Here is a 25,535-nt window from a genome sequence, read left to right on the forward strand (position 1 = left end):
CTCTACATATATTTCACAAACAGAATCCGGTCTTCTCCCGGACCGTCATAATTCGCAAAAACAGGGATTCCGTTTACGGTTTTGGTTCCTTTTTCAGCTTCAAATCCTAATTTTGTATGATAAGCGATTGATACTTTATTGACAGGCGCCGTCACGCAATTGACTTTCGTGCAGCCCCTTTTCTTCACCGTCTCCATAAATCGGTCGTAGAGCTGTTTTCCAATTTGCATTTTTCTGAAATCCGGATGCACACCGGAAAAATGAATGTAGGCTGTCTCAGGGTCTGATTGTGACTGAAAACCGATTAAAAAACCGGTCATTCCCTCCGGCCCGTACGTGATAAAGCTTGTGTCCTGAAAATGTTCAAAAAACAAGCGCGGCAGTTTGTCTTTCATCTGCCTGCCGCCCCACCATTCATTCAAAACAGACGTAACCATTTCATAGTCTTCAGAGGTAATTGTTCGAATATCCATTATCGATTGACTCTCCTTTTCGTCCGGCAAAATGAATGTCAGCTCTTCTCATTGGAATATAAAAAATTATATGTGGGTTGTTTGCAATTGTAAATGATTTCTTTTCAAGCGAACGAATCAGCACGTCTTCCAGCCGGGGAATGATTTACCAGTATAAACGTGATCATTGTTCGGGTACAATGAAAAACAGAACAAATGTTCCCGGAGGTTTTTTTATGGCTGATATTCTTCTTGTAGATATGCAATCGTTTTATGCGTCTGTGGAAAAAGCGGAAGCGCCTCATCTCAAAAGCCGGCCCGTGATTGTCTCGGGAGATCCCGAAAGACGCAGCGGCGTCGTGCTTGCGGCTTGTCCGCTCGCCAAACGATACGGCGTAAAAAATGCCGAACGGCTGTGGGAAGCGCAGGCCAAATGTCCCGATGCCGTTATTGTCCGTCCGCGGATGCAGCGGTATATTGATGTATCCGTCATGATTACCGAACTGTTTGAACGGTATACCGATCTTGTAGAACCCTACTCCATCGATGAGCAGTTTCTCGACGTGACCGGAAGCAGGCGGCTGTTCGGTGATCCTTTTACAATTGCCAAAAGCATTCAGCAAGCGATTATGCGTGAATTCGGAATTTATGCCCGTGTCGGCATCGGGCCGAATAAGGCGCTCGCGAAAATGGCTTGCGACCATTTTGCCAAAAAAAACGCATCCGGCATCCACAGATTGGATATGTCAAATATCAGGCAGGATCTGTGGCCGCTGCCGGTCGGAAAATTATTCGGCATCGGAAAACGGATGGAGCATCATTTAAGACGGATGGGCATCAGCACAATCGGCGGGCTTGCCGGACACCCCGCCGAATTGCTGAAAAAACGCTGGGGTATTAACGGCGAATTGCTTCAGCGGACAGCCCGCGGCATCGATCCCTCTCCAGTCACCGTCAACACGCACAGCCGGCAAAAAGCGATCGGCCATAACATGACCCTCCCGAGAGACTACAGCCGCTTTGAGGATATCAAAGTCGTGCTGCTGGAGTTAAGCGAAGAAGTGGCCCGCCGCGCCCGTTTCAAACAATACATCGGCCATACGGTTTCGGTCAGCATCAGAGGCGCTGATTTTGAATTCCCTTCAGGTTTTCACAGACAGAGAAAGCTGGTGTCTCCGACTAATTTCGGAATGGATATTTTTAAAGCGGCGGTCAAGCTCTTCAAAGAGCATTGGAACGGTGAGCCGGTCCGCAGCGCCGGCGTCTCCCTTTCCCAGCTGGAGCCCTGTGATTATGTTCAGCTGAGCCTGTTCGATGCCCAGGAAAAAAAGATCAGTCTCGGCAAAGTATTGGATGATATTCATGAGCGGTACGGCCCTGCGTCGCTCCTCCATGCCGCTTCACTGACAGAGGCCGGCCAAGCCTTTCACCGGGCTGAAAAAATCGGCGGGCATTACAAATAATTTGAGGTGATATACATGAATCCGAACAAATTAACACCCGGGTATAATGTCATGTGGGAATCAAGCCGGATGATGCTGCCCGAACATCGGGAACAGCTGCTTGCGAAAAAACAAAAAGAACGGGAATTCCGGCCTCCGGAACTGAGCGAAGAGCAACTGAACGACATGAACCGCATCATTGCGGCGTCGATTGAAGAAGACAGGGCCATCTCGGTCACCTATGCTTCAGCACACGGTCCCCGCCGCTTTTGGGGCTGGGTAAAACAAGTGATGCATGACGAAAAGCGTTTAAAAATCATAAACGATGAAGATGCGTTAACGCTGCCGTTTCATCGTATTCTCTCAGCTGAATTGGAATAAAAATCCTACCCCGGCCTGACAGAAAATATGATAGAAGAGTGGGAGGATCACATGATATTTAGTAGAATAAAGATGAATGACAAGAATAGGAGAATATATGATGGATCAATTTATAGAAAAAATGCTGGGACAAGCCCTCCGCCAGTATGGACGGAATGTGTCGACAGATCCGCTGAGCCCCTATGAAAAACAGAGTTTAAAAAAAGCTTTAGAAGAAAGAAGGAATGAAGAACCCGATGAGGATCTCCATGCCCATGTAGAAGATATTATCTACGATTACGTCACCAATCAGGGGCAGTTTTCCTGACACGACGTTTATGCACCGGGCGATAAGGGAAATGTCCGAGAGTAAACCCTTAAAGATTGCGTGGTGCAGGATATGCCTGTCGGGCCTTATTTCAGGATCGGCTATGCCGTTCTTCTGTTATTTCTCATCATTTATCTCGGAACATTAGTAGACTTTTTGTTCCAGCCTGTTGTGATTACGGTTAAAACCTTATTTCCGCCCATTGTATTATCGGGCGTCCTTTATTATTTGTGCCGCCCGCTCGTCAGACTGCTGCATGCGAAATTAAAGCTGCCCGAAGGAATCGCGATTTTAGCGATTTATGCGGGAACAGCCGGCCTTTTTGTCCTCTTCCTTTATACGGCGGGCCCTGCCGTTCAAAAACAGTTTACAGCCTTCACAGATCATATTCCGGAGCTTTCCGCAAAAGCTGAAAATTGGATCGGGCATCTCCAGGACAGCAAATGGTTTTCCCGGCTCCAGCATGGGGATTCCTTTAAAAAATTAGCAGACAAAGCCGCAAATTATTCCGGTTCAATCGCTGATTCTCTCAGCAGCCTGGCCGGTACGGCTGCCAATGCCGCCATCACCGCAGCCATTATTCCGTTTGCGCTGTATTACATGTTAAAAGAAGGAAACAAAGCCCCCCGGCGACTGCTGCAGCTTCTTCCGGAAAAACATCAAAAAGAAGGAAAACAAATCCTTCGGGACATGGATGAAGCTCTCAGTTCATACATACAAGGACAGCTGCTCGTCAGTTTCTGTGTCGGCGTTCTCGTCACGATCGGCTATTTTATAATCGGGCTCGATTATCCGCTCGTTCTGGGCGCGTTCGCCATGGTGACAAACCTGATTCCGTTTATCGGGCCTTGGATCGGCACATTTCCCGGAGTCATTGTCGGATTGTTCGATTCACCGACCGAGGCGGTGCTGGTGATTACGGTCGTCGTCATTGTCCAGCAGCTTGAAAGCCAGCTGATTTCCCCGCAAATTATGGGACGGAAGCTGGACATTCACCCGCTGACCATTATTTTTCTTCTGCTTGCCGCCGGCAAATTCTCAGGAATTGCCGGGATGCTTCTGGACATTCCGGGATATGCGGCCGCAAAAGTGGTCATAAGCCACATGCAGAAACTATTCATTCTCAGAAAAAAAACAAAGCTAGGAGAGAAATGATTCATCCCCCATGTCTTCACATCGGTCAAAATGAAAAAACGGCGGGCTGAAGAAGCCCGCCGCACACGGAGGTAAAAAAGATGAACATCGGTGATGTCATTTTTCAATTGATTTCATTTATTGCAGCCGCATTTTTCCTGTTTGCCGTGATATACGTATTCAGAAGCTTGAACAAGCGCCGCATACAATTGGACAGAATCGAAAAGAAACTCGACGCGCTGCGCGAAGAAAAAAACGAAAAGTTATAGTTCATTCAGAAGCAGGAGCAACGAGCTCCACTTTTATCCGATCCGGGTCCTCCGTGTATACGGCGTAATGCGTGCTTCCGCCTGCATATGGATGGCGGTCCCTGTAAAGCACGGGGCATCCTCTGGCAAGCAGCTTTTCTGTCATCTCGTCAACCTGCTCTTTTGATGCAGCATGAAAAGCCAGATGGTTCAGCCCGACCCGGCATCTGTGGTACTCCGGTGTTAAAAAACGCTCCTCTGTCTGTACAAGCACAACATAAAATCCTGCGTTTTTCCAGCTGATGCCGGAGTCCCAATTTTGAAATTCCCTATAACCGAGCTCACCTAAAAACCATCCCCAAAACCGGGCGGAGGCATTCAAGTCAGATACATACAACTCAATATGATGTATCATAATATTCGCTTCCTCCTCCCATCACACCCGCCTTACCAGCACCTCTTCAACTTTATGGCCATCACCTTTTCTCAAAATCAAATCCGATCTGAATTTTGTCGGCAGGATATTTTCATACAGATTCGGACGGTTGACGCTCTCCCAAATGGAGGCGGCCATGGTATCCGCTTCTGCATCAGACAAATCCTTAAATTTATGAAAATAAGAAGCCGGATCCTGAAAAGCGGTTTCTCTTAAGAGGCGGAAACGCTCCAAATACCACGTGAAAATCCGGCTTTCTTCGGCATCCACATAGATCGAAAAATCAAAGAAATCCGATACAAAAATCCGCGGATCTTCCCTGTCGTCCTCTAAGGTCGGCGACTGCAGGACATTGATTCCTTCGATAATAACGATATCCGCACCTTCGACAACCTCGACGGCGCCCTCTTCCCTGTCATACGTAAGATGGGAGTATACGGGCGCCTCCACTCTCTCTTTCCCCGACTTTATATCGTTCAGAAATTCAAGCAGCGCTTTCACATCGTAGCTTTCCGGGAATCCCTTTCTGGACAGAAGGTTTTTCCTTTTTAATTCCGCCGTCGGATACAAGAAACCGTCGGTTGTCACCAGGCTCACCTTCGGCCTGTCCGGCAGACGGGAAAGAAGCTTTTGCAAAATTCTCGCCGTCGTGCTTTTGCCGACGGCGACGCTGCCCGCGATTCCGATGATAAACGGGATTTTCGCTGAATGCGGATGTTTAAGAAACACATTGACATGCTGATTCCGTCTTGCGGCAGACGTGACATGAAGATGGAGCAGGCGCACAAGCGGAATGTAAATTGTTTCTACTTCTTCCACCGACAGGTAGTCATTCAGCCCCTCTACGGCCTTGGCTTCTTCCTCTGAAACGGCAATGGAAAGATGGCCGCCGAATCCGGCCCACGACTCGCGGCTGTGCTGCGTATACAATGTATGTAAGTTCAATTCTTTACTTTTCACAATTCACACCAATCTCTCTGTATGGCTTTCCGATAAAAAAACAAACGCTTACAAAGATTGTAACGGAAAACCGCTTCACTGTCTGCCCATTTTTTTCAAAAATGAGGAACCGATCCGGCTGTACTCTTCCATTTCCTCCTCCGGAACCATGCTTCCGCCGGTGCTCCACACAAGGTGCACGGCATTTTCCATCTCAAGCCCCCGCTCTTTTATATAACGGTTTCCGGCTTCGGTCTGAACGACCTTGACGGCCCCGGCCAGTCCGGCGAGTGCAGAGGGTTCAAGGCTCTTATTCTCGGCCGCCCTTAATTGATAAAGCAGCGAAAAAAGCGTGCCGTCATCGGCGGTATAACAGCCGCTGAGTATAGGTTCCATCAGAGGGCCGGCCAGTCCGGACGGCCTTCCCACCGCGAGTCCGTCGGCGGCCGTTTGATTATCAAGACCGATATCCTGCACGCTGATTCCGTCATGCAAGCCGGAAAACAGTCCTAACAGCATACACGGTGAATGCGTCGGCTCACCGAAAAAAATATGGACATGCTCGCCATAGATCAGCTTTAGCGCAAGCGCGACGCCGCCCGGGCCTCCTCCGACCCCGCATGGCAAATAAACGAAAAGCGGTTCATCTGCATCAGGCTTTATGTTCATTTTATCGAGCTGCTTTTTCACACGGCTTCCCGCAACGGCATACCCCAAAAACAGATCCCGGGAATGCTCATCATCAATAAAATAACAATAAGGGTCCTGCTTCGCCTGCATGCGCCCCTCTTTGACAGCCAGACTGTAGTCTGCTTCATATTCGATGACGCGAACCCCCTTTTCCCGGAGCAGCTCCTTTTTCCACTGCTTTGCGTCACTGGACATATGAACGGTCACACAAAAGCCGAGCTTCGCGCCGATTATGCCGATACTCAGGCCTAAATTGCCCGTAGAGCCGACGGCTATAGAGTATTTTGAGAAAAAAGCGGTAAACCGTTCTTCAGTCAATATGCTGTAATCGTCGTCTGCTGAGAGCATTCCCGCTTTTACCGCGAGATCTTCGGCATGCTTCAGCACTTCGTAAATCCCGCCGCGCGCTTTAATGGAACCGGAAATCGGAAGTTCGTCGTCGCATTTCAAAAGCAGACGCCCGGGGAAAGCCTGAGCGGCGCTGTGTTCCAGACGCTTTTTCATTTCATTAACCAAGACAAGCGGAGATTCAATGAGGCCTCCCTCCGCTTCCGTCTCCGGAAAAGCCGACGCGATATAAGGCGCAAACCGGCGCAGCCTTTCTCCCGCTTCGGCAATCTCCTTTTTCCATTCAGCGCCATGCTTTACTGGATCATCGGTTTTATGCGGATTGATCCAAAATACTTCACGCGCCTCCGCCATTTGCCTGACTAGAGGCTCTGCCATCAATGCCTTGTGTATATCCCGGTCGGACATTCCTTTTTCCCCCTTGTTACTTTTTCTTTAATGCGCGGCCGGCCAGTTTTTCTGTAAACGATGGGAAAAGCTGATACAGCTTCGTCCCGAGGCTCATCCATCGCGGAAGATTCATTTCCCGTTTATCCGTCAGAATCACGGATGTAATGCGCTCTGCCACATGGTCGGCATCAAGCATCCATCTGCCGACGCTTTTCACATAACCGCCCTCTTTATCTGCAATTGTAAAGAAGTCTGTTTTGATCGGACCGGGATTAACCGTTGTCACGGCTACACCCGTACCGGCCAGCTCAAGCCGCAGCGCATTGGAATACCCTAACACGGCGTGCTTCGTTGCAGAATAAAGGCTTGATTTCGGCGTCGCCAATTTGCCGGCCTGTGAGGCGATATTGATAATATGGCCGCTTTTCGCATGAAGCATCACAGGAAGACAGGCCTTCGTACAGGCGATTAATCCGAAGACGTTGACTTCAAACATTGCCTTCATATCATCCAAAGATGAATCAGCGGCCGTTTCAAAAATGCCGAAGCCGGCGTTGTTGATTAATACGTCAACATGACCGATCAAACGCCTTACGTTTTCAGCCTCTTCTGCATACCGGACGTCAAACGGAACGACATCACACTGTCCGCCGCGCGCGGTAATCGTCTTTTTCACTTCCTGCAAGCGGTCCTCCCGCCTGGCCGATAAAAAAACATGAGCCCCTTCTGCCGCGCAAGAATATGCAAGCCGTTCTCCGAGTCCGCCGGATGCTCCGGTGATCCAAATCCGCTTATCCGTTAATCTGCTCATTTCCTTCACCCCTTCACAGCTTTAAACTTCAGAGTGTTCCCCGACTGAAAGGATACAGCCTTCCCTTCGGCGGCCAGCACGTCAAGATGGCCGATCGTTTCTGACATCGTTAAAAACAATTCATTTTCATACACAGCCGGAAACAGCCGCCGGCATACCTGGAAAGCCGTCAGTGTTTCCTCTGACAACAGGCGCAGCACATATTCCGACCGATTTCTCTGTTTTTCAAGCCGCCTGTCAAAAGCAGACTTTACGTCTGTCAGCAGATCGCCGTGTCCCGGATATAAAAAGGACGGGTTTACGTCATACAGCCGCTTCATTGAGTTCAAGTAGTCGAGCATCGGGGCCGCGCGCACGCCCCCCTTTTCCGGAGCTTCCAGAATCGGATTGGTGGAGCTGTTGGACAAAAGCAGATCGCCGCTGAACATTTCACCGCTTTTTTCATGGTAGAGCGCAATGTGAGAAGCGGCATGACCCGGGATTTCGAGCACCGTCCAGCCGTTAAGCCCGTCAATTTTTCCGCCTTCCCTCACTGTTTTCGTTAACGGACGGTTTGCAGAAAATAAGTATGACAGCTTAACTGTTTTATGTATGTCTTCGGGCGTCAGAGGAACGCCCATTTCTGTCATAAGCGACAGAAAAAAATCCTCCTGCCGGGCGATATACGACTGGTTCTGAGTAATGTACCTGTCATTCAGCGGATGCCCTATTACTTCCGCATCGTCGGAAAAAAGGTGCAGCAGACCTGAATGATCTGCGTGATGATGAGTGAGCACCACCTGTTCTATATCCGCCGCAGAAACCCTGTGTTCCTTAAGCTGCAATGAGAGCGATTCAGCCGCTTCCTTTGTATTCGGGCCGCAATCAATAAGGGTTAGGGCTTCATCTTTTACTAAATAAACGATAACGTCGCCGACTGCAAACGGAGTCGGCACACGTATCGGAATGATCTTTCTCGCTGCCATGTTTACGCTCCTTCGTTCTTTTCATTCCTGAATAATCATATTTTAGCGTTTTCTTTTCACTGTGTCATTATTGCCGCATATCGGAAAAAAAGATTGACATCCCGCTCTTGCGCATAGCATAATGAACAACAAACTAGAAAACACGGAACGCGATGACGAGGAACTAGTATATAAACAACGGCAGCAGAGAGCAATGTCCCCGGCTGAAAGACATTGCGGCCCTCTTGTTTACAGAACCTGCCCTCAGAGCGGTTAGGAAAACCTAAACGTATCCCCTCGTTACGGGATTTGAGCTGAGCACGGCTGATTCGTGCTAATGTAAGGTGGTACCGCGAAACCTTTTCGTCCTTTTTGACGGGAAGGTTTTTTTGTGTTTTGAGAAGAAGGAGGATTTATATGAAGAAAATCGGTTTTATCGGGGCCGGATCAATGGCGGAAGCAATGGTGAACGGACTGCTGCAAAGCGGGATGACAGCCCCCGGACATATATATATGACAAACCGGTCAAATGACAGCCGGCTTGAAGAGCTCCAAAAAACGTACGGAGTGAAACCGTGCCGGGATAAAGAAGAGTTTTTCAGCAATACCGACATTATCGTTCTCGCCTTTAAACCGAAAGATGCGGCAGAAAGCATTGAGAACATTCGCGAATACGTGAAAGATCAGCTTGTGATTTCTGTCATCGCAGGGCTGACGATTCACACGATTCAGCAATATTTCGGCAGAAAGCTTACCATCATCCGGGCGATGCCGAATACATCCGCGGCCATTCAGCAATCGGCGACCGGTTTTTCCGCAAGCTCCGAGGCGAGTGAAGCTGAAATCCGGACGGCAAAAGAGCTTCTGGAAACAATCGGAGAAGCGACGCGCTTTGAAGAAAAACACCTTGATGCCGTCACAGCCATTGCCGGAAGCGGTCCCGCCTATGTGTACCGGTATGTCGAAGCAATGGAAAAGGCCGCCCTTCAAGCCGGCCTGCCGGAAGAAACGGCAAAAGAGCTGATTTTACAAACCATGGCCGGGGCGACGGAAATGCTTAGAACAAGCAGCAAACGGCCTGAACGCCTGCGCAAGGAAATCACAAGCCCGGGCGGCACGACTGAAGCAGGCCTTCGCGCATTAGAAGAGCGCCGCTTTGAAGAAGCCATCATGCACTGCATCGCAGAAACCGCAGCCCGGAGCGCCGAAATTAAAGAACAATTCGCAGGCTCCGTTCTGCAAAAGACGGACCAGTGATAAAGCATGGGGCTTCCCATGCTTTTTTCATTCTGTTTAACTGCCGTATAAGCGGCTGATTCTCTCTTTTACTTCAGGAAGATGGAATGTGGCTTCGTGCATGTTCACCTCTTCCTCAACCGCTTTTGTCAGCTCTCTTTTGATCCGTGCGGTCACATTGGTTTTCAGCGCAACCAGTGAGGCTCTCGGTTTATCCGCCAGCAGCCGGGCTAATTCGCGGCCTCTTTGAAGGACGTCTTTTTTCGGCAGCACTTCAAACGGAACTCCCCGTTTTTCCAGAGCGGCGCCGCTGAAATTCGCGGCCGTAAACAGCATTTCTTCCCCGAGGACAATTCCCAGTTTTTCAGGCACAATATACGTCGCGCCCATTCCCGGTGTAAATCCGTACTTCATATAATTACAAGAATAAAAACTCTCTCTGCTTAAAATCACGAAATCCGAGCTCAGACCGATCGTAAAGCCGGCTCCGATCGCATGCCCCTGCATGGCGGAAATCACAGGGATCCTGCAATCCAATAAAAGACTGTGAAGCTTTAAATCTGTAAATTGGAGCTTTCCGCTCTGAATGGTCAAAAGCCCCTCCTGCGTTCCTCCCGTGCAGAAATAATTTCCGTAACCCGTCAGAAGGACGGTTTTATAGGACGGATGGGCATTGATGTCTTGGAATACCCGGTGCAGCTCTCTGACAAACTCTTCTGACAGCCCGTTTTTCCCGGCCGTATCCTGCATTGTGACCTGCACAATGCCCGGTTCTGTTTCCTGTACATCAATCATTGGATTCATGTTTATTCTCCGTTTCTTTAAAAATACTCAAGCCTTTCCGGCTCTGAGTGTTTCTGATACTAGGTCGTCCATTCATACTTTCTGTGAAACTCTTTTATTTCAGTCAGCATCAATCGCGTTTTTCCTTGATGCGTATTCGGGATGTCTGCTGCGGGCGCGGCATTTCTTGTGCCGAATTTTACGATACCGCTGTCTTGGAGCAGCCGGTCATAATCAGCCATCGATAAACGGACGCGTTCATCCAAATGCCGGCTGATCTGAAATTGATTCTGCCGCGTCCGGCTTTGCGGCATAACGACACCGCTGTAAAATTCAGAGCAGCAGCCCGAACCGTATGAAAAACAGCCGACGCGTTTCGGCGTTTCAAAAGAGCCGTTATCAATCGTGCTGGCAAGAGATAAAAATACGGTGGCCCCCATGATGTTGCCGACGCGCTGACAGTATTGAATCCCAGGCAGCACGCGTTGCTGAAAATCCGCTTCAATGTCTTGCGGCTTAGCCTTTGCCAATTTTCTCATCATCGTCCGATGCGCTCCTTTTACCATTCCGCCAAACGGAGTATGAAAAGAAAGGTATTGAAATGTATTCTTATAATCCGCCCCGCTCACACGCTTTCTGTATTCCTGAAATGATTTTTCACAGCAGTCCAAATAAGACATGAGCGACAGATCAGCATCCCCCGCTTCACTATCCGGGATCGGGCGGCACGTATCCATGACTTCATACCCGTAATACCCGCTTGCGCCTTGATCAAGCAAAAAGACATGAGGGGTGCTGCTGACTAAAAGCGCCACAGCTCCCGCCCCCGCACTCGGTTCGGCATAGGACCATTCCTCCGTCAACGCGTCACCGCCTTCAGCCACTAAAAAGCGGGAAATATCCGTTCCGATGATGAGCGCTTTCGCTCCCGGCGATGTTTGCGATAAGATGAAATTCACGCCCATTTGAAACCCGGCCGTTAAAGAATAGCAAGCCTGTTTCACCTCAAATAACCGGCAATTCCGCTTCAGCTGCAAATAATCATGGACGTATGTACTGATGGATTTGCCAAAATCAATCCCGGATTCCGTACAGGTGATGACCATTTCAATCTGATTCCGTTCCTCTTCTGACAGAGAGTCGATAATTGGTTTTGCGGCATTTACGGCGAACGTAATCGGATCTTCAAACGGAAGCGCCACCACTTTTTCTTTCATCAGCAGGTTCTCAAACCTTTTTTTATCCAAGTTCCGATGTTCCGCAAGCTCCATGACGTCTACATACGCGGTTCCGCCAAACACGTTCATTGCTTCGATTCCTACATTCATTTCTCCAAGCCCCCAGAGTAAAGAGGCTTCCTGTGGAAGCCTCTTTTATTTTTCCGCTCAAAACTCAACAAGCAGCCTGTCAATGCCGTGAAATACAGGGCTCGGAACCAGATTCGGCTCTTGATCCTCAGTAAAACGCCATGCGGGCACCTGTTCAAAAAAGTGGGAAAGCGCGATTTTCGCTTCAAGCCGGGCCAGCGGCGCTCCTAAACAATAATGGCTGCCCTGACCGAATGACAGATGCTGATTCGGCTTTCGTCCCAAGTCAATTTGATCGGCATTTTCAAACTTCTTTTCATCTCTGTTCGCCGATCCAATCCACGCATACACTTTTTCTCCGGCCGGAATCGTTTTTCCGCCAATCTCGCTCTCAACCGCGGTGTAGCGGGTTACCCGCTGAATGGAAGGTCTGAGGCGGATGACTTCCTCAATAAAGTCAGGAAGGAGCGCCTTGTTTTCAAGCAGCCGGGGCAGAATGTGCGGGAACTCCTTGAGACTGAGAAATGAATTTCCGATCACATTTTCCGTCGTTACGTGCCCCGCGACGATCAACAAGCCGCAAAAACCGATTAATTGCTTGTCTGACAGCGGCTCTCCGTCTAAATCAGCTGAAATTAAATGGCTGATTAAATCATTTTGCGGCTGTTTTCTCCGCTGTAAAATAAACTGCATGAAGTATCCGATCATCTGCTTTTGCACTTCATTCATTTTCTTTTCATCTTTTACATTCTGGCTTTGGTCGACCCAGCTTTTAAAGATATCTCTGTCTTTCGGAGGGAATCCTAAAAGCTCTGCGATCACGATAATCGGAAGCGGAAATGCGTAATCTTCAATAATGTCCATCCTGCCTTTTGAACGGACGGCCTGAAGCAGGTCATCAGCGATAGCGGCTATACGCGGTGCAAGAGACTCAACCGATTTCGGCATGAACGGCTGATTGACCAATTTTCTGAAGACGGTGTGTTCAGGCGGGTCCATTTTCAAAAGGCTGTCTTTGTTAATATGCCGGATCATTTTTTCCTGTTTGTCCGCACTTAAGTATTTATGATCGGAAGAAAAATGACTGTAGTCAGAAATCACCCGCTTCACTTCATCATAGGTGAAGATTTCCCAGCAATCTTCCTTTTCATTGTAATGAACGGGAGAGGTTTCTCTCATCGTTTGGTACCACTTGTACGGCTGCTGCTGTCTGATTTTTGTTAAACTGGTCATTTTCATTCCTCCAAGATGTGATCAAGATTTGAAATGACCCGCCAAAGCTTACGAGTAAACCCGGCGGGCGGATATGTGAATTTACGGTCTTGTTTTGGCGGGCTGCTTCAGCATCTCACCATGCACATTCAGTATCTTTTCCTGCAGCTGCAGGAAGCTGTGTTCTGTCATTCCGTCTGCCGAATATAAAACGCCGCAAAATTCAGAAATCGTTTCGGCTGCGCTGTCTTCAGCCAATAACGTCATATGGTTGGATACCGCCACATCCATGATGGCGATGTTTGTCATATGCTCTTCCCACTGGCTCCAGTAGTTGACGAAATCAGCGGATAAAATATCGGCCCTGATCGTAAAATACGGATCAAGCTCACCCAAGAAAATACCGTTTTTATTTCGGAAATAATAGCATGTCACCCCGTTCGGGTCCGGAAGCGGCAGGAGTTCGTAATCAGTGATTTCGTAAGCGTCCTGAACGTTTATATTCTGCCTGATCAGATTTTTCACCAACGCGTCCGTCTTCGTTAACCCCCGCTGTTTGGCTTTTGCGATTAATTGCTCTAAAAATATGTCTTCATGAAGATCGGCATTCAGTTCATCACGATGAATCAAGGTTTCAGATATGCGTTCCGGATGTTGATAGACCGGTGCAAATAAAGCCATGTTCACCGTCTGCAGCATCATATTTTTATCAAATAATTCATCAGGAATGTTTATTTCCCGCGCACCCGCCGAGTCAAAGGAGTCGAGCATGACGATTGACTCAACGGTTTCTCCAGCCAGCTGCAATTGCCGGGTGACTTCATAAGCGAGCATGCCCCCTAATGAATAGCCGCCTACATCGTAAGGACCCCGGGGCTGCACGGTACGTATGAGCTTAACGTAATATTCGGCCATGTTTTTAATGCCGCGGATCGGTTCCCGGTCTGTCATCCACCCTCTTGCCTGAATTCCGTAAAAAGGACGCCCGGTCCGTTCGGCAACAGGCTGGTACAGCTCCACTGCCCCCAGCGCGGAATGAAACCAGAAAATCGGTCTTCCCTTTCCACCCGGGTTAAGACAGATCAGCTCGGGCGGTTCTTGATCATCTGTCTCTTCTGATATATCGTTTTGTTTCGTATGTTCCTCATGTACTTCCTCAGTGTCTTTTTGGACAGAACCGGTCAGATACCCGGCTAATGTTGCGATTGTCGGGTATTCATAGACCAGATTTGCCGTAATAGACGCTTGATAGGTTTTATTAATGGACTGAACCCATTCCACACCGATAATAGAATCCAGCCCCATCTCAATGAATGCCTCATGCTCATCAATATCTTCCGGCTTCAGAAATAGGATCTCCGCAAGGCTTTCTCTGAGCTCTTTGCGCAAAGTGCCGTCAGAGATGCCGGCAAGGGGAGTTTCTGCTTCCGGGATTTGCGGACGTACCGCTGTTTCCTCCGCTTCAGCATACTCGGGTTTCTTTATTTGTCCCGCTATATATTCCGCAAGCTCTTCAAGCGTCGGGTGTTCATACACCTTATTGGCAGTAATCTCAGTGTGGTACGTTTTATTTACTGTTTGTATCCATTCAACCCCGATAATGGAGTCAAGCCCCATATCGATGAAAGGCTCATCAGCATCAATATCTTCCGGTGACAAAAATAAAATATCTGCCAGGCTTATCCTCAACTCTTCAAGCAATGTTCTATTGTCTTCGGAAACGGCTTTTTTCGGCTGCTGGACAGAAACAGTACAATCCAAAGGCTGTAACACGATCGGTTTTTGCAATGTCTCCGGTTCAAACGCTCTCATTTCGATCTCAGTTAAAGGAGTCAGAGAAATCAGCCCTTCATGGTCAGGCTGCGGCGAAGACGGGAGAACGGTTTGCGTTTCAGACTTTTTCATGGCTTGGCCTGGTAAAGAACTGTTTACATCAGCCGCCCAATACCTTTCTTTTAAAAACGGGTAGGCAGGAAGCGGCGTTTTATAATATTGCCCTCCGTCAAAAAGCCGTGTAAAAGGAAGATCATACCCTCTGCAAAAAAGGTCAGCGATATGTGCCAGGTTTTCTCTGTACTGCGCGGGCGAAGCCGCCGAGCGGCACTGTTCAATGCATTCCATTCCGAATGTTTTCATTCCGGCTTCTTCTGCCGGCTTCTGATCCTTCAAATTGGACACAAACACACCCGGAAGCTCTCTTTTTACAAGCCACTCCGATAATACCCGCTTCAGTTCGTCCGCACTGCTTACGATACAGGCAAACCGTTGATGTAGATGCTTTCTGCCGAGCAGGAGCGTATAACTTATATTTCCCAGATCGCTGTCTTTGTTCTTGCTGAGTGAATCCAGCAGGCGTTCTGCCTGAATTTCCAGCTGACGCTCCGTCCGCGCAGATAAAGGAATGAGGCAGGCCGGTTTTGCCGGTGACCGGCGCACGGTTTGCGGCGCCTCTTCAATCACAAGATGGGCATTTGTTCCGCTGAATCCGAATGAACTGATGGCGGCTCTGCGCGGTGCATTCGGATTCCGTTCCCACGGTATCAGCTTTTCATTCACAAAAAACGGGCTGTCCGCAAATTGAATATGCTGATTGGCTTGATGAAAATGCAGGGAAGCCGGAATCTGCCTGTGCTTCAGCGACAGCAGGATTTTAAACAGTCCGGCCATCCCCGCGGCCGCAGCGGCATGTCCGAGATTGGTTTTTACAGAGCCGATGGCGCAATATCCTTTTTTATCCGTATAGCGGCGGAAAGCGCGCGTTAAGGCGCCGAATTCGATCGGGTCGCCCAGTGCAGTGCCCGTTCCGTGAGCTTCCACCATTTGAATGGTTTCCGGATCAATGTGAAAAGTATCATAGACATGACGTTCCAATCGTTCTTGAGAAAGCGCGCTTGGAGCGGTGATTCCGTTTGTAGCGCCGTCCTGATTCATTGCAGATCCTTTTATGACGCCGTACACATGATCTCCGTCACTAACGGCGTCGCTAAGACGTTTCAGCACCACCGCTCCCACGCCTTCACCAGGCACGAACCCGTCCGCGCTTTGATCAAACGTATGGCAGCGTCCGGTCGGTGACAGCATATTCGCCTTATTTGACGACTGATAAAAAGCGGGAGTGGATTGAATGAAAACCCCGCCCGCCACCGCCATTTCCGTTTCTTTCGTCCAGAGCCCCTGACATGCCAAATGAATGGCTGTCAGTGAACTGGAACATGCCGTATCAACAGTGATCGCCGGACCTTGTAAATTAAGGTGATAGGCGATCCTTGCCGGAGTGACGGAATTGTGATTGCCCCAAAACGCCTGCGCGGGCCCCTGCTGTTTAAAAATGGCCTGGTAATCTCCGCCGCAGGAGCCGGCATACACGCCGCATTCCCGGCCTCTTACCGAGTCTCCCGCATATCCCGCATCTTCAAGCGCTTTCCATGATTCTTCCAAAAACAGCCTCTGCTGAGGGTCCATATAGGTCGCTTCACGTCCCGATATATGAAAGAAAACGGGGTCAAAACATTCAATGTCCTCTATAAAACTGCCATACTGGCATTGGCTGTCAGAGACATCCCATCTGTCTGCTTTTTTAATCAGATCCCGTCCGGCGGCTAAGTGTTCCCAAAACTCATGGAGATTCTCCGATTCAGCAAACCGCCCGCTCATCCCGATAATCGCGATCGGTTCTTTTTCAGGTAACACAGCTGCTGATTTTACTGTATCGGCCGGATCCTTTTGTTCGCGGCGGTACGTCATTTGATACGGCTCAGAAACGCTGATGACGATTTTCCCGATATTTCCGCGGTCATCCAGACAGTGATACGCTTCTTTTATGTCTTCAAAGGAAAAGATTTTTGAGATGACAGGCTGAATGACTCCCTCTTCCGCCAGCCGCTGCAGTTCCAATTGATAGTCCTTGACCTGATCCGGATTTTGAAGGGACAGCTTCCGCAAATCCACGCTGTGAAACGATTGATTGTTATGAAGGACGGACAAGTCGACTGATTTAGCGGATTTCAGCGCAGTCATGGCAATTTCGATATATCTTCCGCCCGGCGCCAGGCAATTCATTCCTTTTTGCATGGCATCACCGGCCAGGGTATTAATGACAACATCCACCCCCCGGCCGCCGGTCATTCGCATGATTTCCGTTTCAAAATCTTCTTCTAAATAGCAAATGGTATTGCGGACCCCGAGCGAATGCAAATACTCAATTTTTTTCTGTGATCCGGCCGTGGCATATATTTCCGCGCCGATATGCCGGGCCATTTGCACCGCGATCAGCCCCGTTCCTCCCGTCGCGGTCTGAATTAATATTTTTTCGCCTTTTTTAAGTCCGGCTTTCCGGAAGGCGTCTATCATTGTCACCGCCACGGTGGGAAGAGCGCATGCTTCTTCAAAGGTCAGCCGGGCCGGTTTATGATAGACTTGATGTTCTTTACATGTGATGAGATTCGCCTGAGATCCAAATTCCTCTCCCATGCCGACAATCACTTCATCACCTGGAATGACGGATGTTACATGCCTCCCTGTCTTGATCACGACGCCGCTTGCTTCAAATCCCGGAGTGAACGGATAAGGCGGCATCGTCGGGTACAGCCCTCTGACACAAAGCAAGTCTCCGAAATTTAAAGAAAAGGCGCGGACGGCTATTTGAACCTCGTCATCTTTTGGCTCGGGCACTTCACTGCGGGCAATCGTCAGATCTTCAATGCCGCCCGGACGGTCAATCACAACCCGGAACATTCCCGAGTTATCGGACTTTGCGAAAGAAGGCGGCATACGTTCTTGTTTCGGTTTCTGATAACCGTTTTCCTTTCTTTCCGTCTGCAGAGGTTTTTCAGCAGGCCGTTCTTCCTGAAGCGCCGGGCGGATTTTCGCTCTTTCGGCCTTCAGAGACGAGGCTATGAGGGTTTCGTATTCTTCCGAGATATAACGGGTCAGCAGTTTCACATGATAGTAATCAAATAAAATCGTTGTCTGCAGTGTAAGATTCAATCGCTTATTAATCTCGTTAATCACATTGACGGCCAGAATGGAATCAATGCCGTATTCAGAGAAATTCAGTTCTTCCTGAATATCCTCTTCTTTCATTTTTAATACATCGGCAATACTTGTTTTGATGACTGAGCGGACATGGGAAGCGACCGATTCCCCATCAGCCTTAACAGCTTGATGCTCCTCTGGCGCGCGGCTGCGGGAAACAGGCTGCGCGGGCTTTCGGAAAACTTCGGCCGGGGCGGCGTATGGCTTTCTGCCGTCTCTGATCCCTTGCATCCGGACGAGTCCGTCACTCTCAGCTGCGATAATCTGCTGACCTAAATCATGAGCCGTTTCAGCAGGGAAGCAGACCGCTCTGTATCCTTCCGAATGCAGCACACGCTCCCACGATTTTGGATATAAGCCGGGACTTCCCGGAATCCGAAGCTCAGCATCTTCATAGGACCACCAGCCGTCAAGCAGCCCGAAGGTTAAATGGGTAAAAACAGAACGATCGCTGATTTCGTTTATCAAAATCATCCCGTTGTATTTCAGGAGCGCTTTCAGACGGCGCAGTGTCAAACCGATATTTTTTGTGGCGTGAAGCACATTGGCGGCGATGACAATATCGTAAACACCCGTTTTGATATTTTGTGATTCGCAAGGCTCCTCCGCATTAAACAAGGCTGTTGTCAAATACGGCACATCAGGTCCGTATTCCTGTTCGGCATGCATTAAAAAAGCTTTAGAAACGTCCGTATAACAATATTCCGCAATCTGTTTTGCAAATGGTTTCAGTTTTGTAAACAGCATGGCGCTCGTTCCGCCCGTCCCGGCCCCTACTTCTATCAGCCTGATACGGGCATCGGGGTGTTCTGTAAGATAGGCTTTCAGGTAAGCGGCCGCGGAATCTGCTAACACTTCATTAAAATAATCCGCGACAGGATTATGCTTATAAACACCTTCAACGAGCCGCATTGATGAATCGGGAAATACGATATCCGTAGCCGGACGTTCTCCTTTTAAAATGGAAGGCATCGCTTTTATCGTCGCCTCGGCCAATTCAGCTTGCGCAAGCTCCCCATTGGGAAGCAGGCGTTTATGGGCATTCCACTCATTCCAGACTGTGCGGCCGTCCGGGCGCTGATCCGTGAGAAGAGTGATCGTGTATCCGTCATACGCGATATATCCGTTTTCTTTTAATAGATTCAGGCTTTCTTCCAGCCATCTGCCGTATGTGCCGATCACGCCGGCGCTCCGCATGAATGCTGCAGGTGTGGTGACAGGCTCGCTGAAAAACCCGATTGACTGTAATTGGTAAAAGAGCAGTTTGCAAAGAAGGCTGTTCATATGCGCAACTCCATTTCTCGTTTTAAAGTCTCAAGCCGGTCATTCCGATCCGGATTTTGCCGCTTGACGCTTTCCATAAATGAAGGCTTCGGGCCGGATACAACCGATATTGCATCTTGATCCGTCAGCGCGGCTAAGCCGTGCGGAGCAGCTTTGATGAATGCCGCTTGGCTGAACGGTTCTGATAGTAAGACTTCCAGCGCCTCCATTGCTTCATCGGGTTCAATAGAACCGATCCCTGACGCCTCCATCCGTTTTCTGTAAGACGGGTCTGATACAACACCCAGACTGCCCCAATATCCCCAATTCATGACTTTCACTTCACAATCAAGCAAGGAAGCGATATGGCGGGCAAAGGCGTCTTGAAATGTACACCCTGCCGCATAGTTGCTTTGCCCGGCATTTTTTGTGAAAGAATTAACGGATGAGAAAAACAGCACAAAATCAAGCGGTTCTCCCTTAAAAGCTTCGATCATTCGGACGCTCGTATTCACCTTAGCTGAATAAGCGTTTCTGAAAGAAGCTTCATCCATATTCGCCATACTTTTGTCGGCAAGCGTTATCGCGGAATGGATGACTCCCGTTATATTGCCGTATTGCTCTCTTACGGAACGGACGGCCGCTTTAAGCGCTGCGGCATCTTGAGCATCAGCCTGTATATAATGCGGCGCGGGGCCTGATAGCGCCAGCCTGTCTATTTTGCTCTGAATCTCCTGATCCTTAGTCCGCCTGCCGATCCATATCATCCGTGCCTTGTAACGGGTGATCATGTATTTGCTCCATGCTTCTCCGATGCCGCCCGCTCCGCCGATGACAGCATAAACGCCGCCTTCTCTGTACGACATACGCGGAGCGGAACTTGTCAGCACCCGGACTGTTTTTTGCTTGTGCCAAGCTCCGTTACGGTACGCGGCAGCATTTCCGCCCGGATCTGGAGGAAGGCGCCAGATGTTTTTCATCTCAGACGAATCACTGCCTTCTTCTGCATCAATCAGCCTGATGTCCCAGTTCGGATATTCTTTTGCCAATGAACCGATCAAACCGTGTACACCCGCATGCTCAGGCTGCGGCAGATCACCCGGATACACGGACTGTGTCTGCCGGGTCACCGCCGTAAAGCTGATGTTTCGGTTTCCATACCCGAGTGACAGCAGCGCTTTGATGAAACGGAAACATTGAATCACCCCATTCTCCTGCTCATCAAGCATTTCCTGACTGACGGATGCGGGTGCGAAACGATCCGGCGCAATCCATAAGAAATGGCGGATATCCTGATACCCGGCTGTCAATTCACGTAATGTTTGCTCGCTTGAGTGATCCGGCGTCTCCGCCAGATGGGCGCGGGGCCACATTTTTGCCGCAGCCTTTATGGTATTTCCCGGCTTTCCGATGATCAGCAATTGTTCTTGATCAACCGCTCGATTTTCTTCCAGAGAAAAGAAAGTTTTGTCCCAAATAGGGGCAAGCATCGCCGTCTGAACTTCCTGCCGTTTGCTTTCGGTTTGGTTTGTCTGCCGGACAGCCCGGCAGGAGAAGCCTGTCAATCTCATACAAACAGCGCCGTTTTCATCACATAAATCAATATCCAGCATCAGCGCTCCGTTATCTGACCGATCGCTCTGTTTGCGGACAAGCGCCCACATCGTTTTCTGAGTCGGCTGAAATATTTCTGCCTGCCGCAGGGAAAACGGCAGCATCGGAGTGTCTCCGGCAGTATCTGAACCGGCACCCAGTGACGCCTGAAAAGCGGCATCTAGAAGACTCGGATGGATGACAAACTGATCGGCGGTACTGCCTGCCGTTTCCGGCAGCGACAGCCGGGCTGCAGCGCCCCTCTCTCCGATCATCAGCTGATCAATTCCTTGATGGCTCGGCCCGTATATCATACCCGCATGCCGGAAAGCCTGATAAACCTCATCAGACGTCATAACCGATTGGCTGCAGCCGGACAGCCAGCCCTCTAAGTGAACTGACGGAACTGCTGCTATCTCTCCTGATACCGCGGTGCCTTTACTGTATATAATCCGTTCTCCCCCGGGTTCTTCCGATAGGCTGTAAATCGTAAATTCAATGTCTTCATTTCCCTTAAGGATAAGGCTGATATGGACTTCTACATCCGTCCCCTTATGAACGACAGGCCTCATCCATATGAGATCTTTCAAATACATTCCTTTACGTCCGTCCGGCACAGCGTATGCGGCACGCTCAACGGCCGCCCTGGCCATTTCGATCACGGCGGCTCCCGGGAGCACCTTCTCCCCATTGACTGTGTGGTCAGTGAAAAAGAATTCCCGTCCGGTAAAAACGGATGTGAATTTCAGCTCCCACAGATCGGATGTGTTTTCATGAAGCAGCGGATGGATCACCGTTTTGCCGTCATTCCGTTTTGAAACCGCCTCGGCTTCATCTTGAATCCAGCATCTGACCTTTGCAAACGGATAGGCGGGAAGGCTGATTCTCCGGGGTTTTTGTCCCGAATATAACAAGTTCCAGTCCACATCGACTCCCTGCACCCACATGTTCAGCAAATGACCGTACTTTCTCTTTTTCAGCCATTTGACCATGGCTTCCTGCAAATCTTCATCAGATTCAAACACAGCCACTGTCTCATGATTTCGCTTCGCCCGCCCTCTGTAAAGATGCAGTGCGTTTTCATTTTCCAAGTACGATCTGAGCTTGTCCTCCAGCTCCTTAAGAGAGTCCGCAATGAAAGCCAGCCGCTCATCCATCGCTTCCCGCCCCGCTTGTAAAGTGTATGCGACATCAAATAAGTCCGGCTTATCCGTATGCTTCTTTTGAAGAAAAGCAAGAAGGCGCTCCGCGTATTCTGTCAGACGCCCCCCATTTTTCGCAGACAGCAGAATGACAGCCGGCTCTTGGCTGCTGATTGCTTGTTTGACAGGAGCCTCATATTCTTCAATAATGATATGCGCGTTAGAACCGCCCGCACCAAAGCTGCTGATCCCCGCCCTGAGCGGCTGTTCTGCTCCGTCTGCTGCAATCCGTTTCCAATCTGTTAATTCCCGGCAGACGGAAAACGGTCCTTCATCAAATTGGATATTCGGATTTAAAACATCTGCATGCAGAGATGGGGCGATTTGTTTGTGCTTCATCTGCAGCAGCACTTTTGTGACAGCGGCGATGCCTGCTGCAGATTCCCCATGTCCGATATTTGATTTGACAGACCCGATGAGACATGTTTCAGGAACATCACCGAATGCATCGGTTAAAGCCCGGATTTCAATCGGATCGCCTAATTTCGTCCCTGTCCCGTGCGCTTCCACATAGCTGATCTGGCTCGGAGAAACCCCCGCCTCCTGTAAAGCTTGAGAAATGACTTCGCTTTGCGCCTTGGGGTTCGGTACGGTGTAACCGCTCGCTCTCCCGCCGTGATTAATGGCAGCTCCCTTAATGACGCCGTAAATCCGATCTCCGTCTTGTACGGCGTCTTCTAAACGTTTAAGAAGCAGCACCCCGACCCCTTCTGCCGGAATATAGCCGTCACCCCCGGCGCCGAAACTCCCGCAGTGTCCTTTAGATGAGATGAACTGCCCCTGGCTCAGCATGAAGTACTTGTTAGGATGAACGGTGAGATTCACTCCGCCGGCAAGCGCCGCCCGAATCCGATGATCCCGCAGATCTCGGCACGCCATGTACAATGAAGTCAGCGAACCCGAACACATCGTATCGACCGAAATGCTCGGCCCTTGAAAATCACAAAAATAGGAGACACGGTTAGCAATGGATGAAATCCCGCCGGGGAGCCCGATATGCCGTCCTTTCACTCCCGCTTCAGCCGCGAATAGCGGGTATTCCTGATACATGACACCGGCATACACACCTACCTGACGGCCAAGTTCAGGTGATGTCCTCGTATATCCCGCATCCTCCATGGCCATCCACGCATGCATTAAAAACAGCCGTTCCTGAGGATCAAGGTGTTCCGCTTCACGGGGGGAAATCTTAAAGAACTCAGGATCAAAATCGGCGATCCCGTCAATGAATCCGCCCCATTTGCTGTAGATCGCTCCCGGCGCCGTCCGGTCCTCGGAAAAGTAATGTTCCCATTTCCAGCGGTCTTTCGGAATTTCGGTAATACAATCCTTTCCTTGTTTGAGATTTTCCCAAAACGCATTGATATCATCGGCCTGCGGATACTTGCCGGAAATCCCGACAATGGCAATATCCAGCGGTTTTCCTTTCGTTTTCGGACGGTTTTGATTCCCGGACGGAGCAAAAGACGCATTTTCAAGCCGATTTGGCTGAAGCACTTCTTTCACAGACGCGTTTTTCAATTCCGCCAGCTGTTCCCCGGTATGACTGAGGACTGCGGCATCAAATGAGAGAAACCCGTCTTTTTTATGTTTGATTGTATTCACCACATAAACGGTATCAGACATGACAGGTCCGTAAAGCGTCAGCCTCTCAATCATGAGCGGGACGTGAATCCGCTTTTTCAGCTGCAATTCTTCTTCACCGAGCGACATATAACAAGAATTCAATATAAGCGGGTCAAATGCAAAGTGACGCAGATCGCCTTTTTCTTTTTTTCCTGATAAGTCCAGCTGCAACAAAAAGGAGCTCTCACTCATTTTGTATCCCGCCGTTACCGTTTTCAGCATCGGGCCTATCATGAAGTCGGCAACCGAATCGTACAGACGGGAAATAACATCCGGCGCTACCTTTTCTGCATGCGCCTTCATTTGTTCAACGTCATATGATTTTTTTACGGGTGCCTCTATACCTCTGCTTATTTCTCCTTCGGCACACGTCTTCCGGCTTTCTTTACCGGAAACAGTGCAGCTTGCGGTAAAGCGTTCGGCACTCTTTTCTGCCGCAAATGAAATGTCAATCTGTGCGGCCTCTCCCGGCTCCAGCGTGACGGGCCCGCCCGTAAAGCGGATATCTTTCAGCTCGGCGGGATACGTGCCGGAATGAGACGCTCCGGATGCTTCAAGCACCAGACATGGATACACTACACCCATCAGTGCCGGTTTGCCGAAAACCAGATGATCCTGAAGGAATGCTTCATGTTCATAGAAAGTAAATGTCTGACTGACTGATTGCGTTTCAGAGACCGGTGCTGCATCCGCGACAAGGCCGGAAGATTCTTCTGTTCCTTTTGTTTTTATGTCTTCAAGCAGTTCGGATATGCTGCTGCACTCAAATAAAAGAGTCGGATTCAGCCGCAGATCAAACGCCCCTTCGATGTCTTTAATAATGGCCAGAAGCTGTGACGATTCAAGGCCTAATTCAAAAAATACGGTGTGCGCATCATTTCTTGTGACTGGACGGCCTACGTATGTTGAAAAAATGCGGTATAAGGTTTCCTCCATCTGCTGAAGGCCTGGTATCAGCTGCCGGTCTGTCCGCACCTTTTTGGCTGTCAGGCCGAGCAGTGAAGCAATATGCGCACCGCTAAGGTTGTAAAAGTCAATATCCATTTTCACCATTTCAGAAGGCGTGCCGGATTTTTTCGAAATCACCGCGTAACAGCGCTCCGTAACGGTTTCAGCGGCACTAAACGAATCATAATAAATCGGTAAAAACAAACCGGCGCCTGCAGCTGTCTGCAATACGCCGGAGGCCATGGCGGCACCGTCCATCAGCGCGGGATGAAAGAGAGCGCCGGGGAGATTTTCCTGGCATGAATCAGACTGCCGAATATCAAGGAAACATTCCTCTTCATTTGCATAGATCTCTCCCTCCGGCTTCATCAGCCCGTCATGCGACAGTCCGCGGCTTCTCGCGTCTTCGTAAACCGTATGCAAGGAGACTGATGGAAGCGCAACTTGTTTTTTCTCTTCCGCGTCAAGGCGCCTATCTGATGAGAAGACTCCTTCATGCACCTCCGCTGATAAGAAAACCGTCCCGGAATCCGCCCCGCAAATCGAGGCTGTCCAGAACTCCTTTTCTTTACTGAATATGACACTCACATCAAGCCGCTCTGACCGCTTCACTGATAAAGGATGATAAATGGTCACCCGTTTCAGACAGATGGAACGGAATGAAAGATCAAGGCTTTGCTTTGCCAGCTGATACAGCATATCAATATAGGCCAGACCGGGCATGACAGATTCTCCGTGAACAAGATGGTTTTTCATAATGGGATGTTCTGCCGTCAGGCGCAGATTCACTGTTTTTTTCATGGTTAGTC

The 25,535-nt window shown here is 49.5% G+C and carries 17 protein-coding genes; 6 read left to right on the forward strand and 11 right to left on the reverse strand.

Features of this window, described 5'->3' with window-relative positions; genetic code table 11:
* Positions 1-2: 2 nt before the first annotated feature.
* The gene (locus tag JNUCC21_RS12520) at positions 3-473 is read right to left on the reverse strand and encodes a GNAT family N-acetyltransferase (protein ID WP_012117908.1); all 471 of its coding nucleotides are present in this window, start codon (positions 471-473) and stop codon (positions 3-5) included.
* A 215-nt stretch (positions 474-688) separates the two neighbouring features.
* Between JNUCC21_RS12520 and JNUCC21_RS12525 the strand changes: the two genes are divergently transcribed.
* The 5 genes from JNUCC21_RS12525 (at position 689) to JNUCC21_RS12545 (ending at position 3,985) form a co-directional block, all read left to right on the forward strand.
* Positions 689-1,915: a DNA polymerase IV gene (locus tag JNUCC21_RS12525; RefSeq protein ID WP_015240144.1), complete on the forward strand. Its 1,227-nt coding sequence runs from the start codon at positions 689-691 to the stop codon at positions 1,913-1,915.
* 15 nt (positions 1,916-1,930) lie between these two features.
* Positions 1,931-2,275: a YolD-like family protein gene (locus JNUCC21_RS12530; protein WP_069007650.1), complete on the forward strand. Its 345-nt coding sequence runs from the start codon at positions 1,931-1,933 to the stop codon at positions 2,273-2,275.
* 100 nt (positions 2,276-2,375) lie between these two features.
* Positions 2,376-2,582, forward strand: coding sequence for a YqzH family protein (locus JNUCC21_RS12535; RefSeq protein ID WP_003153294.1), 207 nt, complete (start codon positions 2,376-2,378; stop codon positions 2,580-2,582).
* Between the two features lie 72 nt (positions 2,583-2,654).
* Positions 2,655-3,737 carry an AI-2E family transporter gene (locus tag JNUCC21_RS12540; RefSeq protein WP_369878188.1) on the forward strand — a complete coding sequence of 361 codons (1,083 nt, stop codon included), beginning with the start codon at positions 2,655-2,657 and terminating at the stop codon, positions 3,735-3,737.
* Between the two features lie 80 nt (positions 3,738-3,817).
* Positions 3,818-3,985, forward strand: a complete 168-nt coding sequence (locus tag JNUCC21_RS12545) for a DUF4083 family protein (RefSeq protein WP_007409388.1) — start codon at positions 3,818-3,820, stop codon at positions 3,983-3,985.
* Between the two features lies 1 nt (position 3,986).
* On the opposite strand, the gene JNUCC21_RS12550 is transcribed toward JNUCC21_RS12545, so the two are convergent.
* The 5 genes from JNUCC21_RS12550 to JNUCC21_RS12570 form a co-directional block, all read right to left on the reverse strand.
* A complete protein-coding gene (locus tag JNUCC21_RS12550) occupies positions 3,987-4,376 on the reverse strand; it encodes a VOC family protein (protein ID WP_150941574.1) in 390 nt (129 codons plus the stop codon).
* A 24-nt stretch (positions 4,377-4,400) separates the two neighbouring features.
* Positions 4,401-5,360: a type I pantothenate kinase gene (gene coaA, locus JNUCC21_RS12555; RefSeq protein WP_003153290.1), complete on the reverse strand. Its 960-nt coding sequence runs from the start codon at positions 5,358-5,360 to the stop codon at positions 4,401-4,403.
* 75 nt (positions 5,361-5,435) lie between these two features.
* A complete protein-coding gene (dsdA, locus tag JNUCC21_RS12560; RefSeq protein ID WP_015240148.1) occupies positions 5,436-6,785 on the reverse strand; it encodes a D-serine ammonia-lyase in 1,350 nt (449 codons plus the stop codon).
* Positions 6,786-6,801: 16 nt separating this feature from the next.
* Positions 6,802-7,578: an SDR family NAD(P)-dependent oxidoreductase gene (locus JNUCC21_RS12565; protein ID WP_015240149.1), complete on the reverse strand. Its 777-nt coding sequence runs from the start codon at positions 7,576-7,578 to the stop codon at positions 6,802-6,804.
* A gap of 5 nt (positions 7,579-7,583) precedes the next feature.
* Positions 7,584-8,543, reverse strand: a complete 960-nt coding sequence (locus JNUCC21_RS12570) for an MBL fold metallo-hydrolase (RefSeq protein ID WP_072589357.1) — start codon at positions 8,541-8,543, stop codon at positions 7,584-7,586.
* Positions 8,544-8,939: 396 nt separating this feature from the next.
* Here JNUCC21_RS12570 and proC point away from each other — a divergent pair, with 396 nt between their 5' ends.
* Entirely contained in the window at positions 8,940-9,779 is an 840-nt protein-coding gene (gene proC / locus JNUCC21_RS12575) for a pyrroline-5-carboxylate reductase (RefSeq protein WP_012117916.1), read from the forward strand.
* Positions 9,780-9,815: 36 nt separating this feature from the next.
* Here proC and JNUCC21_RS12580 read toward each other — a convergent pair whose 3' ends face one another.
* From JNUCC21_RS12580 to JNUCC21_RS12600, 5 genes are all read right to left on the reverse strand, one after another.
* Positions 9,816-10,562 (reverse strand): polyketide synthase, encoded by a 747-nt coding sequence (locus tag JNUCC21_RS12580; RefSeq protein WP_015240152.1) that lies wholly within the window; start codon positions 10,560-10,562, stop codon positions 9,816-9,818.
* A 59-nt stretch (positions 10,563-10,621) separates the two neighbouring features.
* Positions 10,622-11,869, reverse strand: a complete 1,248-nt coding sequence (locus tag JNUCC21_RS12585) for a hydroxymethylglutaryl-CoA synthase family protein (RefSeq protein WP_253600158.1) — start codon at positions 11,867-11,869, stop codon at positions 10,622-10,624.
* A 57-nt stretch (positions 11,870-11,926) separates the two neighbouring features.
* On the reverse strand, positions 11,927-13,081 hold the full coding sequence (locus JNUCC21_RS12590; protein WP_369878189.1) for a cytochrome P450: 1,155 nt from the start codon (positions 13,079-13,081) through the stop codon (positions 11,927-11,929).
* A gap of 81 nt (positions 13,082-13,162) precedes the next feature.
* Positions 13,163-19,378: a beta-ketoacyl synthase N-terminal-like domain-containing protein gene (locus JNUCC21_RS12595; RefSeq protein ID WP_369878190.1), complete on the reverse strand. Its 6,216-nt coding sequence runs from the start codon at positions 19,376-19,378 to the stop codon at positions 13,163-13,165.
* Positions 19,375-25,527, reverse strand: a complete 6,153-nt coding sequence (locus JNUCC21_RS12600) for an SDR family NAD(P)-dependent oxidoreductase (protein WP_369878191.1) — start codon at positions 25,525-25,527, stop codon at positions 19,375-19,377. The genes JNUCC21_RS12595 and JNUCC21_RS12600 overlap by 4 nt, the downstream gene beginning before the upstream one ends.
* Between the last annotated feature and the right edge of the window lie 8 nt (positions 25,528-25,535).

This window comes from Bacillus sp. JNUCC-21, assembly GCF_041222765.1.
Classification (GTDB): domain Bacteria; phylum Bacillota; class Bacilli; order Bacillales; family Bacillaceae; genus Bacillus; species Bacillus velezensis.